The sequence below is a fragment of the Streptomyces sp. NPDC032472 genome, assembly GCF_040636955.1.
GTDB lineage: Bacteria > Actinomycetota > Actinomycetes > Streptomycetales > Streptomycetaceae > Streptomyces.
On sequence record NZ_JBEZVK010000027.1, the window covers coordinates 73787 to 87664 of the forward strand.

Annotated in this window: 18 protein-coding genes and 1 tRNA gene; 7 read left to right on the forward strand and 12 right to left on the reverse strand. The window is 69.7% G+C overall.

The genetic code is table 11. The features are described from left to right. Positions 1-37: 37 nt before the first annotated feature. From AB0F11_RS20095 to AB0F11_RS20105, 3 genes are all read left to right on the forward strand, one after another. Positions 38-667 (forward strand): HNH endonuclease, encoded by a 630-nt coding sequence (locus tag AB0F11_RS20095; protein WP_362175293.1) that lies wholly within the window; start codon positions 38-40, stop codon positions 665-667. After that, on the forward strand, positions 664-1527 hold the full coding sequence (locus AB0F11_RS20100) for an HNH endonuclease signature motif containing protein (protein WP_362175296.1): 864 nt from the start codon (positions 664-666) through the stop codon (positions 1525-1527). The genes AB0F11_RS20095 and AB0F11_RS20100 overlap by 4 nt, the downstream gene beginning before the upstream one ends. 12 nt (positions 1528-1539) lie before the next feature. Next, positions 1540-1615 (forward strand) — tRNA-Leu (locus AB0F11_RS20105). A gap of 58 nt (positions 1616-1673) precedes the next feature. Here the strand turns inward: AB0F11_RS20105 and rdgB are convergent. The 4 genes from rdgB to AB0F11_RS20125 form a co-directional block, all read right to left on the reverse strand. Then, a complete protein-coding gene (gene rdgB / locus AB0F11_RS20110) occupies positions 1674-2276 on the reverse strand; it encodes an RdgB/HAM1 family non-canonical purine NTP pyrophosphatase (protein ID WP_362175299.1) in 603 nt (200 codons plus the stop codon). 58 nt (positions 2277-2334) lie between these two features. Beyond that, the gene (locus AB0F11_RS20115; RefSeq protein ID WP_362175302.1) at positions 2335-2715 is read right to left on the reverse strand and encodes a hypothetical protein; all 381 of its coding nucleotides are present in this window, start codon (positions 2713-2715) and stop codon (positions 2335-2337) included. A gap of 126 nt (positions 2716-2841) precedes the next feature. Next, a complete protein-coding gene (rph, locus tag AB0F11_RS20120; protein WP_362175304.1) occupies positions 2842-3567 on the reverse strand; it encodes a ribonuclease PH in 726 nt (241 codons plus the stop codon). 167 nt (positions 3568-3734) lie between these two features. Beyond that, on the reverse strand, positions 3735-4025 hold the full coding sequence (locus AB0F11_RS20125) for a PTS glucose/sucrose transporter subunit IIB (RefSeq protein ID WP_362175387.1): 291 nt from the start codon (positions 4023-4025) through the stop codon (positions 3735-3737). A gap of 165 nt (positions 4026-4190) precedes the next feature. Here AB0F11_RS20125 and AB0F11_RS20130 point away from each other — a divergent pair, with 165 nt between their 5' ends. Both AB0F11_RS20130 and AB0F11_RS20135 read left to right on the forward strand, forming a co-directional pair. Then, positions 4191-5513, forward strand: a complete 1323-nt coding sequence (locus AB0F11_RS20130) for a PTS transporter subunit EIIC (protein WP_362175307.1) — start codon at positions 4191-4193, stop codon at positions 5511-5513. A 300-nt stretch (positions 5514-5813) separates the two neighbouring features. Further along, positions 5814-7079 carry a PTS transporter subunit EIIC gene (locus AB0F11_RS20135; RefSeq protein ID WP_362175310.1) on the forward strand — a complete coding sequence of 422 codons (1266 nt, stop codon included), beginning with the start codon at positions 5814-5816 and terminating at the stop codon, positions 7077-7079. 91 nt (positions 7080-7170) lie between these two features. Here the strand turns inward: AB0F11_RS20135 and AB0F11_RS20140 are convergent, their stop codons facing one another. Further along, positions 7171-7923: an MBL fold metallo-hydrolase gene (locus tag AB0F11_RS20140; protein ID WP_362175313.1), complete on the reverse strand. Its 753-nt coding sequence runs from the start codon at positions 7921-7923 to the stop codon at positions 7171-7173. Positions 7924-8127: 204 nt separating this feature from the next. Here AB0F11_RS20140 and AB0F11_RS20145 point away from each other — a divergent pair, with 204 nt between their 5' ends. Both AB0F11_RS20145 and AB0F11_RS20150 read left to right on the forward strand, forming a co-directional pair. Further along, on the forward strand, positions 8128-8550 hold the full coding sequence (locus AB0F11_RS20145; RefSeq protein WP_362175316.1) for a hypothetical protein: 423 nt from the start codon (positions 8128-8130) through the stop codon (positions 8548-8550). Further along, positions 8550-8933 (forward strand): DUF488 family protein, encoded by a 384-nt coding sequence (locus AB0F11_RS20150; RefSeq protein ID WP_362175319.1) that lies wholly within the window; start codon positions 8550-8552, stop codon positions 8931-8933. The genes AB0F11_RS20145 and AB0F11_RS20150 overlap by 1 nt, the downstream gene beginning before the upstream one ends. A gap of 146 nt (positions 8934-9079) precedes the next feature. On the opposite strand, the gene AB0F11_RS20155 is transcribed toward AB0F11_RS20150, so the two are convergent. The 7 genes from AB0F11_RS20155 to clpS all read right to left on the reverse strand — a co-directional run bounded on the left by AB0F11_RS20155 (position 9080) and on the right by clpS (position 13868). Then, positions 9080-10030 (reverse strand): cysteine synthase, encoded by a 951-nt coding sequence (locus AB0F11_RS20155; protein ID WP_361920150.1) that lies wholly within the window; start codon positions 10028-10030, stop codon positions 9080-9082. Then, on the reverse strand, positions 10030-10308 hold the full coding sequence (locus tag AB0F11_RS20160; RefSeq protein ID WP_362175322.1) for a MoaD/ThiS family protein: 279 nt from the start codon (positions 10306-10308) through the stop codon (positions 10030-10032). The genes AB0F11_RS20155 and AB0F11_RS20160 overlap by 1 nt, the downstream gene beginning before the upstream one ends. A 97-nt stretch (positions 10309-10405) precedes the next feature. Beyond that, positions 10406-10513: a putative leader peptide gene (locus AB0F11_RS20165; protein WP_361920146.1), complete on the reverse strand. Its 108-nt coding sequence runs from the start codon at positions 10511-10513 to the stop codon at positions 10406-10408. Between the two features lie 77 nt (positions 10514-10590). Beyond that, positions 10591-11013 (reverse strand): M67 family metallopeptidase, encoded by a 423-nt coding sequence (locus tag AB0F11_RS20170; RefSeq protein WP_362175325.1) that lies wholly within the window; start codon positions 11011-11013, stop codon positions 10591-10593. A 132-nt stretch (positions 11014-11145) separates the two neighbouring features. Further along, the gene (locus tag AB0F11_RS20175; RefSeq protein ID WP_362175328.1) at positions 11146-12585 is read right to left on the reverse strand and encodes an amino acid permease; all 1440 of its coding nucleotides are present in this window, start codon (positions 12583-12585) and stop codon (positions 11146-11148) included. A 351-nt stretch (positions 12586-12936) separates the two neighbouring features. Further along, the gene (locus AB0F11_RS20180; protein ID WP_362175331.1) at positions 12937-13554 is read right to left on the reverse strand and encodes a DUF2017 domain-containing protein; all 618 of its coding nucleotides are present in this window, start codon (positions 13552-13554) and stop codon (positions 12937-12939) included. Beyond that, the gene (clpS, locus tag AB0F11_RS20185; RefSeq protein WP_362175333.1) at positions 13554-13868 is read right to left on the reverse strand and encodes an ATP-dependent Clp protease adapter ClpS; all 315 of its coding nucleotides are present in this window, start codon (positions 13866-13868) and stop codon (positions 13554-13556) included. The genes AB0F11_RS20180 and clpS overlap by 1 nt, the downstream gene beginning before the upstream one ends. Between the last annotated feature and the right edge of the window lie 10 nt (positions 13869-13878).

Consider the following 13878-nt stretch of genomic DNA (forward strand, 5'->3'; position numbering starts at 1 on the left):
ATGCGAGGGCCGCACACGCGGCCGAGGAGGGAACGCGATGGTTCGGTACACACGGGAACTGCTGGAAGCGGCCGCCCGGGAGACGAACAATTGGGACGACGCCGTCCGCTGGTGCGGCGGCACTCCCACGCCGGGAAGCAGGCGATACCTCAGGGGGAAGATGCAGGAGGCGGGAATCGACATCTCGCACTTCCCGACACGGTGGGTCCGGCACACGGACGAGCGGCTCCGCGAGGTGGTTGCAGCGTCCACGTCGATGTCCGAGGTGCTCCATCTCCTCGGCATCAGCAACGTCGGGGGAAACCAGACGCACATCGCCCGGCGCATGGCAGCCCTCGGCATCGAGACCGCGCGCTTCGCCGCCTCGAAGGGGTCGGCCTCCCGGCCACCAGCACCGCAGGGACCCACTCTTTCGGTCCGCGACCCCCGGTACGGCAGGATCCCCGGCGAGCGCCTGCGGCGACAGCTCCTGAAGGCCGGCGTTCCCGAGGAATGCGCCGAGTGCGGGGTCGGTCCGAGCTGGAACGGCGAGCCCCTGCGCCACGAGGTCGACCACATCAATGGGTCCTGGTGGGACAACCGGCAGGAGAACCTCCGCCTCCTGTGCCCCAACTGCCATGCAACGACCGATACTTACCGAGGCCGTAAGCCGCGGAGCGCGGCATGAGCAAGGTGCGGTACACGCGTGAGCTGCTCGACCGAAGTGCGCCTGTAGCCACCAGCCTGGTCGATCTGATGCGACTGCTGGACACACCACTCACGGCCGAGCGGCGGCGCTATCTGCGCGACCGGCTGGCCCACTACGGTATCGACACTTCCCACTTCGTCGAAGAGCCGCTTCCGGAACGTGAGCGGGAGTTCTACCCGGAAGAACGGCTCCGCGAAGCGGCCGCCCATGCGGACAGCATCGCGGGCATGCTCGCCTACATGGGCATCGAGCCGTACGGCAGCGTCTACGGGCATCTGGCAAAGCTGCTGGAACGGTTCGGGATAGACACGTCCCACTTCTCGCGTCGGGGCCGATCGCCGGCCCTCTTCCCTCGCGAGCAGCTCGCAGAGGCAGTGGCCGGCTCCCGCAGCATGGCGGGCGTCATGCGGGCCCTGGGCCGCCACCCCTTCGACGGCGCGGCACGCGCCAAGGCCAGGCGAAGCATCGAGGCATACGGGCTGCCGACGGAGCACTTCACGGGTCAGGGGCACACCGCGGGCCGCCCCTCCCCCTCACGCAAGTCGGCAGCGGAGATCCTGCGCAGACTCGATGACGGCTCGCCCCGCACCAAGACCGCGACCCTGCGCCGCGCCCTGGACGACCTCGGCGTGGCGCGCGTATGCGACGCCTGCGGCACGGGCGATACCTGGCGCGGCAAAAGGCTCGTCCTGGAGATCGACCACATAAACGGCGACCGGTTGGACAACCGTAGGGAGAACCTCCGCTATCTGTGCCCCTCCTGCCACAGCCAGACACCGACATTCGCCAACCGATCAAGGCGGCGCATCGCCTCGCGATCGGGCTCCGGCGACCAGTAAGGTAGTCGGCGCGGGTCCGTACCCCAGCTGGCCAAGAGGGCGCCGGTTTAGGTCCGGTGTGTCGTGGGTTCGAGTCCCACCGGGCCCACAGCAACGGGTGGCCGCCCTGGCGAGGGCGGCCACCCGTCGGCATGTTGGGCGTCGGCTCAGCCCAGGAGCTCCTTGATCACCGGGACCAGGGCGCGGAAGGCCTGGCCTCGGTGGGAGATGGCGTTCTTTTCCGCCGGGGTGAGTTCGGCGCAGGTGCGGGACTCGGACAGCGGCTGGAGGATCGGGTCGTAGCCGAAGCCGCCCGTGCCGGACGGGGTGTGGCGGAGGGTGCCGAGGAGGCGGCCCTCGACGACGCGTTCGGTGCCGTCGGGCAGGGCGAGGGCGGCGGCGCAGAAGAAGTGGGCGCCGCGGTGCCGGTCGTCGATGTCGGAGAGCTGGGCCAGCAGCAGGTCCAGGTTGGCCTTGTCGTCGCCGTGGGTGCCGGCCCAGCGGGCGGAGAAGATGCCGGGGGCGCCGTTCAGGACGTCGACGCAGAGGCCGGAGTCGTCGGCGATGGCGGGGAGGCCGGTGGCGCGGGCGAGGGCGTGGGCCTTGAGGAGGGCGTTCTCGGCGAAGGTGACGCCGGTTTCCTTGACGTCCGGGATCTCGGGGTACGCGTCCGCGCCGACCAGCTCGTGGGGCAGGCCGGCGTCGGACAGGATGGCGCGGAGCTCGGTGACTTTGCCCGTGTTGCGGGTCGCGAGGATCAGGCGGGTCATGTCGTCATTATCCGGGCGGGACGGCGTCGACCTGCCGGGGCCCTGCGGCGGCCCGGTGTCAGCCCGGGGTGCAGACCTTGGAGATCTCCTTGGCGGCGTCCGCGACGGGGGTGATGTCGGGGGTCTTGTTGCCGCTCTCGATGGAGGTGCGGACGTTCTTGACGGCCGTGTTCATCGAGTCGAGGGCCTTCTTCAGGTCCGCGTTGTCGGTCTGGTCGCCGATCTTCTTGAGGTTGGCGTCGATCTGGTTGAGGGCGTTCTGGGCGTCCTGGGGGCTATTGCCGGCCTGGGAGACGGCCTGCTGGAGGTCGTTGGCTCCGTCGGTGATGGCGACGGCGGTGTTGGCGCAGTCCATGGCCGTGGAGATGGCGTCGCAGGCCGTGAGGGCGGGGAGCGTCAGGGCGGCCGCCACGGCGACGGCGGCTATGCGGTGCTTCATGCGGGTCCTCTCAGTGGGACGTATGCGTACGCGTGCGTACGGGCGCACGGTTCGGCAACCGTGCGCCCGTGTGCAGGAGGACGCGGGGGTGGGCGTCTGTGGTTCTCGGCGGCTCGCCGCCGGGCCTCAGAGGCCGAGGGCGGTGCGCTGGATGGCTTCGAGGTCGGCGCAGCCGCCGGCGGCGAGGTCGAGGAGGGCGTTGAGTTCCTTGCGGTCGAAGGGTTCGCCTTCGGCGGTGCCCTGGACTTCGACGAAGCGGCCGTCGCCGGTGCAGACGACGTTCATGTCGGTTTCGGCGCGGACGTCTTCCTCGTAGCAGAGGTCGAGGAGGGGGACGCCGTCGACGATGCCGACGCTGACGGCGGCGACGGTGCCGGTCAGGGGCTTGCGGCCGGCCTTGATGAGCTTCTTGTTCTGGCCCCAGGTGACGGCGTCGGCGAGGGCGACGTAGGCGCCGGTGATGGCGGCGGTGCGGGTGCCGCCGTCGGCCTGGAGGACGTCGCAGTCGAGGACGATGGTGTTCTCGCCGAGGGCCTTGTAGTCGATGACGGCGCGCAGGGAGCGGCCGATGAGGCGGGAGATCTCGTGGGTGCGGCCGCCGATCTTGCCGCGTACGGATTCGCGGTCGCCGCGGGTGTTGGTGGAGCGGGGGAGCATCGAGTATTCGGAGGTGACCCAGCCTTCGCCGCTGCCCTTGCGCCAGCGGGGGACGCCTTCGGTGAAGGAGGCGGTGCAGAAGACCTTGGTGTCTCCGAAGGAGATGAGGACGGAGCCCTCGGCGTGCTTGCTCCATCCGCGTTCGATGGTGACCGGGCGGAGCTGTTCGGGCGTGCGGCCGTCGATGCGAGACATGGTGCCGAGCCTAGTGGGTGTGTGGGGCCGAGCGGTGGCGCTCGTCCCGGGGACGCGTGGTGCTCGTCCCGGGGACGCGTGGTGCTCGTCCCGGGGACGCGTGGACCCCGTCCCGGCGGGTGGCTGGGTACGGGGTCCGTGCCGGGCTGAGGGGTGGGCTCAGGTCGTCACATCATGTCTTCGATTTCGGCGGCGATGGGGTCGGCGTCGGTGCCGATGACGACCTGGACGGCGGTGCCCATCTTGACGACGCCGTGGGCGCCGGCGGCCTTGAGGGCGGCTTCGTCGACGAGGCCGGGGTCGGCGACTTCGGTGCGCAGGCGGGTGATGCAGCCTTCGACTTCTTCGATGTTGTCGATGCCGCCGAGCCCGGCGACGATCTTCTCAGCCTTGGTGGCCATGTGTTTCTCCCTGTGTTCTGCGAAGAACGGGTCTCGGCGGTCTGGTCTGCCGGCCAGTGCGCTCCGTTTCGTCACGGTAGCCCACTGTTGGCCCAGTTACGCGAGCGCGGGTCCGGCTTGTGCCGAAGGATGACGATCAGCAGCAGCCTGCCAAAAGTGGTCTACACCAGTGTGCCGTACGGGAGGCACCTGCCCAAACAGGCCGGGTCAGGGAGGAAGCCGATGAGCGCGCAGGGTGCGGGGGCCGCGGGGGGCGCGGCGGCGGCGCGGCAGCCGAATCGGTGGGGCGGCGCGTTCCAGGGTCTGCAGAAGATGGGGCGGAGTCTGCAGCTGCCGATCGCGGTGCTGCCGGCGGCGGGGATCCTCAATCGGCTGGGTCAGCCGGATCTCTTCGGGAAGGACCGTTTGAACTGGACGGGTCTGGCGCGGGTGATGGCGGCGGCGGGTGGGGCGCTGCTGAGTCCGGATCTGGGTCTGCCGCTGCTCTTCTGCGTGGGTGTGGCGATCGGCATGGCGAAGAAGGCGGATGGTTCGACGGCGCTGGCTGCGGTGACGGGGTTCCTGGTGTACCGGAGCGTGCTGCACGCCTTTCCCAATCCGTGTCCGGTGGGGACGAGGGAGATCGGGGGCGGCTGTCTGACGGCGGACAACAACACCTTCGTGGAGTTCTCGTACCAGAACCCGGGGGTGTTCGGCGGGATCGTGATGGGTCTGCTGGCGGCGTGGTTCTGGCAGCGGTTCCATCGGGTGCGGCTGGTGGACTGGCTCGGGTTCTTCAACGGGCGGCGGCTGGTGCCGATCATCATGGCGTTCGTCGGGATCGGGTTCGCGGTGGTGTGCCTGTGGGTGTGGCCGCCGGTGGGGGGTGCGCTGGAGGGGTTCTCGGACTGGCTGGTGGGGCTGGGTTCGTGGGGTGCGGGGATCTTCGGGGTGGCGAACCGGGCGCTGCTGGTGGTGGGGCTGCACCAGTTCCTGAACGTGCCGGTGTGGTTCCAGTTCGGCAGTTACACGAAGCCGGACGGTGAGGTGGTGCACGGGGACATCAACATGTTCCTGCAGGGGGATCCGGATGCGGGGCTGTTCCTGTCGGGGTTCTTCCCGATCATGATGTTCGCGCTGCCGGCGGCGGCGTTGGCGATCACGCATTGTGCGAAGCCGCAGCGCCGCAAGGAGGTGGGCGGGCTGATGCTGTCGGTGGCGTTGACGTCGTTCGTCACGGGGATCACGGAGCCGCTGGAGTATTCGTTCCTGTTCGTGGCGCCGGCGCTGTACGTGATCCATGCGCTGCTGACGGGTGTGTCGATGGCGGTGACGTGGGGGTTCGGCGTCCATGACGGTTTCAGCTTCTCGGCCGGGCTGATCGACTACGTGATCAACTGGGGGCTGGCGACGAAGCCGTGGTTGATCATTCCGATCGGGCTGTGTTTCGCGGTGGTCTACTACGCGGTGTTCCGCTTCGTGATCGTGAAGTTCGACATTGCGACGATGGGGCGCGAGTCGGACGAGGAGATCGAGGCGATGGAGGCCGAGAATACGAAGGTGTAGGGACCTTCGGCCTCAACTGCCGTGCTGGGGAAAGGCCCTCGGACCGTTGGGTGCGGGGGCCTTCCGCTTGTGTGCGGGGCGGAGGTCGCGGGTTCTGCGCGAGCGGCCGCGGGTGTGGCGTAGACCACAGGAAATCGAAGGTTCCTTATCTATCCCCGACCATGCTACAACTGGTCTACACCACGCATTGGTGTAGACCACGCAGGCCTGTTCGGGCGCTCGCGTACCCCCCGTTCAAAGACGCCGCCGTCCCCCGTGTTCCCACCCCCCGATGCGGCGCCTTGCCTTCTGGAGGAAGTTGTGACGACGGCTGCCGCCGCACCCGCGGCCGAGAAGAAGAAGGGCTCCGGCGCGATGGCTGTCATGCAGCGCATCGGCCGCAGCCTCATGCTGCCCGTCGCGGTGATGCCCGCCGCCGCGCTCCTGGTCCGCTTCGGCCAGGACGACATGCTGGCCGACAAGACGCTGCCCGAGTTCGTCCAGAAGCTCGGCGGCTACATGGCCGCGGGCGGCGACGCCATCCTGGGCAACATGGCCCTGCTGTTCTGCGTCGGCATCGCGATCGGCTTCGCCAAGAAGTCGGACGGCTCCACCGCGCTGGCCGCCGTCACCGGCTACCTGGTCTTCCAGAAGGTGCTGGCCACCTTCACCGACTCGCACCTGCCGAAGGTCGCCAAGGTCGTCGACGGAAAGATCGTCAACCTCGAGGCCCCGGTCAACGCGGGCGTCCTCGGCGGCGTGGTCATGGGCATCGTCGTCGCCCTGCTGTACCAGAAGTTCTACCGGTTCAAGCTGCCGGACTGGGCGGGCTTCTTCGGCGGCCGCCGCCTGGTCCCGATCCTCTCCGCCTTCTCCGGCCTGCTGATCGGCATCGTCTTCGGCTTCATCTGGCCGGTCCTGGGCGCGGGCCTGCACAACCTCGGCGAGTGGCTCGTGGGCTCCGGCGCCGTCGGCGCGGGCATCTTCGGTGTTGCCAACCGCGCGCTGATCCCGATCGGCATGCACCACCTGCTGAACTCCTTCCCGTGGTTCCAGGCGGGCGAGTACAACGGCAAGAGCGGCGACATCGCCCGCTTCCTCGCCGGCGACCCGAGCGCCGGCCAGTTCATGACCGGCTTCTTCCCGATCATGATGTTCGCCCTCCCGGCGGCCTGCCTCGCGATCGTCCACTGCGCCCGGCCCGAGCGCCGCAAGGCCGTCGGCGGCATGATGTTCTCCCTCGCGCTGACCTCCTTCGTCACCGGTGTCACCGAGCCGATCGAGTTCACGTTCATGTTCATCGCCCCGGTCCTGTACGCGGTCCACGCGGTGCTCACCGGTGTCTCGATGGCCCTGACCTGGGCGCTCGGCATGAAGGACGGCTTCGGCTTCTCCGCCGGCCTGGTCGACTTCGTCCTGAACCTCGGCATCGCGAGCAACCCGTGGGGGCTGGCGCTGGTCGGCCTGTGCTTCGCGGTGCTGTACTACGTGATCTTCCGGTTCGCGATCACGAAGTTCAACCTGCCGACGCCGGGCCGCGAGTCCGACGAGGAGCTCGCCGAGCTGCTGAAGGCCGAGGCCAAGTAGGCGGTACGCCGTACGCGGTGCGCATCGAAGCCCCCGCTCTCCCGGAAGGGAGGGCGGGGGCTTCGCCGTGTGCGCGAGGGGGCCGCTCTGCTCAGACCTCGTAGACCGCGCCCGCATAGGCGAGGTCGACCGGGCCGTCGTAGACCGCGCGGGCGTCGGCGAGGTTCTGCCGGGCGTCGGTCCACGGCGGGATGTGGGTCAGCACGAGTCGGCCGACGCGGCCGCCGCGCGCGAACTCCCCGGCCTCGCGGCCGTTGAGGTGCAGGGCCGGGATGTCCTCCTTGCCGTGCGTGAAGGACGCCTCGCACAGGAACAGGTCCACGCCGCCGGCGAGCTGCCCCAGCTCGGCGCAGGCCCCGGTGTCGCCCGAGTACGCCAGCGAGCGGCCGCCGTGCTCGATGCGGATGCCGTACGCCTCCACCGGGTGGCTGACGCGCTCGGTGCGGACCTGGAAGGGGCCGATCTCGAAGGTGCCGGGCTTGAGGGTGCGGAAGTCGAAGACCTCGCTCATCGAGCGCTCGTCGGGGACGTCCTCGTAGGCGGTGGTCAGGCGCTTCTCGGTGCCTTCGGGCCCGAACACGGGGATCACCGGCGGGCGGCCGCCCTCGTGCCGGTAGTAGCGGGCCACGAAGTAGGCGCACATGTCGATGCAGTGGTCGGCGTGCAGGTGGCTGAGGAAGATCGCGTCGAGGTCGTAGAGACCGATGTGGCGCTGCAGCTCACCGAGGGCGCCGTTGCCCATGTCGAGGAGCAGCCGGAAGCCGTCGGCCTCGACGAGGTAGCTCGAGCAGGCCGAATCCGCGGACGGGAACGACCCCGAGCAGCCGACGACGGTGAGCTTCATGGAGCGAGAACCTCCGGGACGGTCCGTGGACGGAATGCGGGCCGTGCGTGGGTCGAGCGTAAGGCGCGAAAGGGCGGGTCGCTCCTCCGCGGCAGGCTGTTGTGGGGGGAATCACCTGTGCTGTCACCCGGGGGAGCGACGGCGCGTACGGGCGTGCCGGGGCACTGCCGCGCCGGGGCGGGCGGGCGCGGCTACCGTCGGACTATGGACACGTCCTGGTGGCCCGCGGCCGCGGCGGTGGTGGCCGTGGTGCTGTTGGTGCTGGTCGCGGGGCGCCGGCCGGGGGTGGCGCGGCGGGTCCCGCCGCCGCACGGGCCGGGTCCGGCGCCGCAGCCGCGCGCGGGTGAGCTGTGGTGTCTGGCGGACGGGCGGCCGTGCCTGGTGCTGGCGGCGGCGTCGGTACGGGGCCACCGGGCGCGGGTCGCGTGGATCACCGGGAAGTACGACGACCGGCGGGCCGGGGTGATCCCGCTGCCGCCGGGGACGGTGGGGGTGACGCCGGGGCGGGTGGGCTTCCTGGAGGCCGACCGGCCGGCGGAGGTGTGGGTGTGGGAGTTCCGTACCCGGCTCGGGGTGCTGGACCCTGTGGTGTGGGACGAGGCCAAGGGGCTCGGAGGAGGCGGCTGATGGCGGGTTCTGCGGCGGCGGTGGGGCCGGGCGGGGTTCGGTTGCGGCGGGTCTACGATCCGCCGGAGCCGGGGGTGGACGGGGTGCGGGTGCTGGTGGACCGGCTGTGGCCGCGGGGGCTGGCGAAGGCGGAGGCCGGGGTGGACGAGTGGCCGAAGGCGGTGACTCCGTCCGGGGAGCTGCGGAAGTGGTTCCACGGGGGCGGGGGCTCTGCGGAGGAGTTCCGGGAGCGATACGAGGCGGAGCTGGCCGAGCCGGAGGCTGCCGCTGAGCTGGAGCGGTTGCGGGGGTTGGCTGCCGCCGGGCCCGTGACGCTGCTGACTGCGGTCAAGGACCCCGCCGCCAGCCACGCGGCCATCCTGGCCGAGCTCCTGGCCCCCTGACGCGGCTTCGGTCCTTGCGGGGGCTCCGCCCCCGAGCCCCCGCGCCTCAAACGCCGGCGGGGCTGGAATGGCCGGGCCACCGCCCGGGCCGTTCGCCCGCGGCGGCGCCGGCAAGGCCGGAGTGGCGGGGCCACCGCCCGGGCCATTCAGGCCCAGAGTTGGCCCTGGAGGACTGCGATGGCTTCTTCCGTGGTGGGGGCCGTGTAGACGCCCGTCGAGAGGTATTTCCAGCCGCCGTCGGCCACGACGAAGACGATGTCGGCCTGTTCGCCGGCGGCCACGGCCTTGCGGCCGACGCCGATCGCCGCGTGGAGGGCGGCTCCGGTGGAGACGCCGGCGAAGATGCCCTCCTGCTGGAGCAGCTCGCGGGTGCGGGTGACGGCGTCCTCGGAGCCCACCGAGTAGCGGGTGGTCAGGACCGAGGCGTCGTACAGCTCGGGGACGAAGCCCTCGTCGAGGTTGCGCAGGCCGTAGACGAGGTCGTCGTAGCGGGGTTCCGCCGCGACGATCTTGACCCCCTCGACGTGTTCGCGCAGGTAGCGGCCGACGCCCATCAGGGTGCCGGTGGTGCCCAGGCCCGCCACGAAGTGGGTGATCGACGGGAGGTCGCGCAGGATCTCCGGGCCGGTCGTGGCGTAGTGGGCGCCGGCGTTGTCCGGGTTGCCGTACTGGTAGAGCATCACCCAGTCGGGATGCTCGGCCGCCAGTTCCTTGGCCACCCGGACGGCGGTGTTCGAGCCGCCCGCCGCCGGCGAGGAGATGATCTCGGCTCCCCACATGGTGAGAAGGTCGCGGCGCTCCTGGCTCGTGTTCTCGGGCATGACGCACACGATCCGGTAGCCCTTGAGCTTCGCCGCCATCGCCAGGGAGATGCCGGTGTTGCCGGAGGTGGGTTCCAGGATGGTGCAGCCCGGCTGGAGCCTGCCGTCCTTCTCTGCCTGCTCGACCATGTGGAGCGCGGGGCGGTCCTTGATCGAGCCGGTCGGGTTGCGGTCCTCCAGCTTGGCCCAGATGCGGACGTCCTCGGAGGGCGACAGCCTGGGCAGCCGGACGAGCGGCGTGTTGCCGACCGCGGCGAGCGGGGAGTCGTACCGCATCAGGCAGCGCCGCCGGCGACCGCCGGGAGGATGGTGACGCTGTCGCCGTCCTTGACCGGGGTGGCGATGCCGTCCAGGAAGCGGACGTCCTCGTCGTTGAGGTAGACGTTGACGAAGCGGCGCAGCTTGCCGCCGTCGACGATGCGCTCCTCGATGCCCTTGTGGCGGGTCTCGAGGTCCGCGAAGAGCTCGGAGAGCGTGGTGCCCTCGCCGCTGACGGCCTTCTCGCCGTCGGTGTAGGTGCGGAGGATGGTGGGGATGCGGACCTCGATGGCCATGGCAGGCTCCAGTTGTGGTGTCAGGCGGGGCAGGGCGGGGGCGCCCCCGGCGCGGGCGCGCGGCGCCGGGGGTGCCCCGGCGGGGTGCTGTGGGTGCTCAGGCGGCAGGACAGATGCTGCTGGCGAGGCGGCACAGGTCGACGTGCAGCCGGGCCACGAGCAGCAGGCTGCCGGGCGTCTCGATGCTCACGTCGTGGGGAACCATGCGGTCATGTTAACGATTCCCGGTCCCCCGTTTGGAGTGTGATCCCGCATCGTGGACGCAGTCGGCTCGCATGGTGGTCAGTAGGCCTCTACGACCTGCACTTCTTCCTCGGTGATCACGCCGTCGACGATGCGGTACGAGCGGAACTGGAACTCGCCGAGGCCGTCGGTGTCGGCGGTGGAGACGAGGACGTAGTGGGCTCCGGGCTCGCCCGCGTAGGAGACGTCGGTGCGCGAGGGGTAGGCCTCGGTGGCGGTGTGCGAGTGGTAGACGATCACGGGCTCCTCGTCCCGGTCGTCGAGTTCGCGGTAGAGCTTCAGCAGGTCCTTGGAGTCGAACTCGTAGAACGTGGGCGAGCGGGCCGCGTTGAGCATGGGGATGAACCGCTCGGGGCGGCCGGTGCCGGCCGGGCCGGCGACCATGCCGCACGCCTCGTCGGGGTGGTCCTTGCGGGCGTGCGCGACGATCTGGTCGTAGAGGGCCTGGGTGAGGGTCAGCATGAGCGACAGGATAAGCAGACGGGCCCTTGCGTACCGAGGTGTGGTACGCAAGGGCCCGGATGCTGGACACGTGGTCCGCGGGGCCTCGGTTCCCGGCCGTGACGGCCGGCCGGGTTCGGGGCCCCGCAGGCTTCAGGAGGCCTTGGTGAAGGCGGCTCCGGCCGGGTCGCGGCGCTTGAGGACGGCGTAGGAGACGCCGAGGATCAGCGCCCACAGGGGGGCGCAGTAGAGCGAGACGCGGGCGTCGGCGTCGATGCCCATCATCACGATGACGACGGCGATGAAGGCGAGGGCGAACCAGCTGGTCCAGGGCGAGCCGGGGGCCTTGAACTTCGAGGCGGGCAGTTCGCCGCGGTCGGACTTGGCGCGGTAGCGGATCTGGCAGACGAGGATGACGATCCAGGCCCACATGCCGGAGATGGTGGCGAAGGAGACGACGTAGTCGAAGGCCTTGCCGGGGGCGACGTAGTTGATCCAGACGCCGACGAGCATGAGGGCGGCGGAGAAGGTGGTGCCGACGAGCGGGGTGCCGCTCTTGGTCAGCTTGGTGAAGACCTTGGGGCCCTGGCCGTTGAGTGCGAGGTCGCGCAGCATGCGGCCGGTGGAGTACATGCCGGAGTTGCAGGAGGACAGGGCGGCGGTGAGGACCACGAAGTTGACGATCGCGGCGCCGATGCCGAGGCCCATCTTCTCGAAGGCGAGGACGAAGGGGCTCTCGCCGGCCTTGAAGTTGGACCACGGGATGACCGACATGATCATGATGAGGGCGCCGACGTAGAAGACGGCGATGCGCCACGGCACGGTGTTGATGGCCTTGGGCAGGGTCTTCTCGGGGTCCTTGGACTCGCCGGCGGTGACGCCGACCAGCTCGACCGCGAGGAAGGCGAACACGACGATCTGCAGGGTCATCAGCGTCTCGCCGATGCCGTTGGGGAAGAAGCCGCGGTCGTTCCACAGGTTGGCGAAGGTGGCGCCGTCGGCGGCGTCGCTGAAGCCGATGGTGAGGATGCCGGCGCAGATCAGGATCATGCCGACGATGGCGGTGACCTTGACCATGGAGAACCAGAACTCCAGCTCACCGAAGAGCTTCACGGAGATCAGGTTGGCGGTGTAGAGGACGACCGTGAAGATCAGCGCGTAGGCCCACTGCGGGAAGCTGTCGTGGGTCCAGTACGTCATGTACTTGGCGGCGGCGGTGACTTCGGTGATGCCGGTGACCACCCAGAACAGCCAGTACGTCCAGCCGGTGGCGTATCCCCAGAACGGGCCGAGGAACTCCCGGGCGTAGTCCGAGAAGGAGCCCGCGACGGGGCGGTACATCAGCAGCTCGCCGAGGGCGCGCATGATGAAGAAGATGACCAGGCCTGCGATGGCGTAGGCCAGGATGAGGCTCGGGCCGGCCTTCGAGATCGCCTTGCCGGCGCCCAGGAAGAGGCCGGTGCCGATGGCGCCGCCGATCGCGATCATCTGGATCTGGCGGGCGCCGAGTGTGCGGTGGTATCCCTCGCCACCCTCGGCCCCGGCGCCCTCGCCGGGTGCCTTGTCGTGCTGCTCGACCTGCACAGAGGTCATGTGTTGGTGCGCCTTTCTCCACGCCGACCCGCGCCTTCGATGGCTGCGGATCGGGTCCTCGATCCCCCCGGATACGGATGGAGTTGCACGCCGGCGGTCAGCCGGTTGAAGCAGGCCGAGGGGGACATGGGTGGCGTTCCCGTCGGCGGTCGTGAAGATCTATCACGTGTCGATCTCCGACCGGGAGGCCGATATGTGGCGCAGATCACATGTAAATCAGGACATGGGTGGTGAAAGGAGTCAGATCACCGCATGACGGTGATCTGATCGTTATCCGGATTTGAGCGTCCGCTGAGCGAACAGCGGCGCACCGAAGCCCTCCGAGAGCCCCTCGCAGGGCCTCAGAGAGTCTCAGAGGGTCTCGATGAGCGTCTCCTGGAGGCCGGTGAGCCACACGTACGCCATCGAGATCGGCTTGCGCGGGTCCTCGTCCGGCAGCCCGAACAGCAGCGCGCTCTCGTCGTCCTCGGTGATCTCCAGGCGGGCGGCGATGGTCAGGCGCAGGTCGTTGAGCGCACCGAGCCAGCGCAGCGGGAGCTCGCCGGTGAGCTCCAGCACGGCCGAACCGTCCTCGCCGGGGGTGAGGGCGTTCAGGCTGTGGACGACGGCGAGCACGTCCTCCCGCTTGCGGGCGCGCAGGTCGTTCTCGGTGAAGCGGCGGAATTCCGCCGAGCGGGCGGCGATCTCGGTCTGGTCCACGCCCTGGCCTTCGGAGCCGGGGCCGCCGTAGGCGTCGGGGAAGAGCCGGGCGAGCGCCGGGTCGGCGGGCTTCTCGGTGGGGCCCTGGTGCTCCTCCGCGAACAGCATGGCGAGCGGGTCGGCGTCGGCGTCCGGCTCGGGTGCGCCCGGCCCGATGAGCTCCAGGAGGTTGACGGCCAGGGAGCGCAGGATGGAGATCTCGACCTCGTCCAGCGCGATGGCGGCTCCGCCACCCTTGCGGGCTTCGAACATCGCTGCGGAGCGCCCCATCAGATGCGGTCCTGGGAGAGGGTGGCCCACAGGCCGTAGCCGTGCATGGCCTGCACGTCGCGCTCCATTTCCTCGCGGGTGCCGCTGGAGACGACGGCCCGCCCCTTGTGGTGGACGTCGAGCATCAGCTTGTGCGCCTTGTCCTTCGTGTAGCCGAAGTACGCCTGGAACACGTACGTCACGTAGCTCATGAGGTTGACCGGGTCGTTGTGCACCAGGGTCACCCAGGGAACGTCGGGCTCGGGGACCGCGGAGGTCTCTTCGGCCGACTCGGTGCGTTCGATCTCAATGGGAGCAACACTCACTTGTCCCATGCTGCCACCG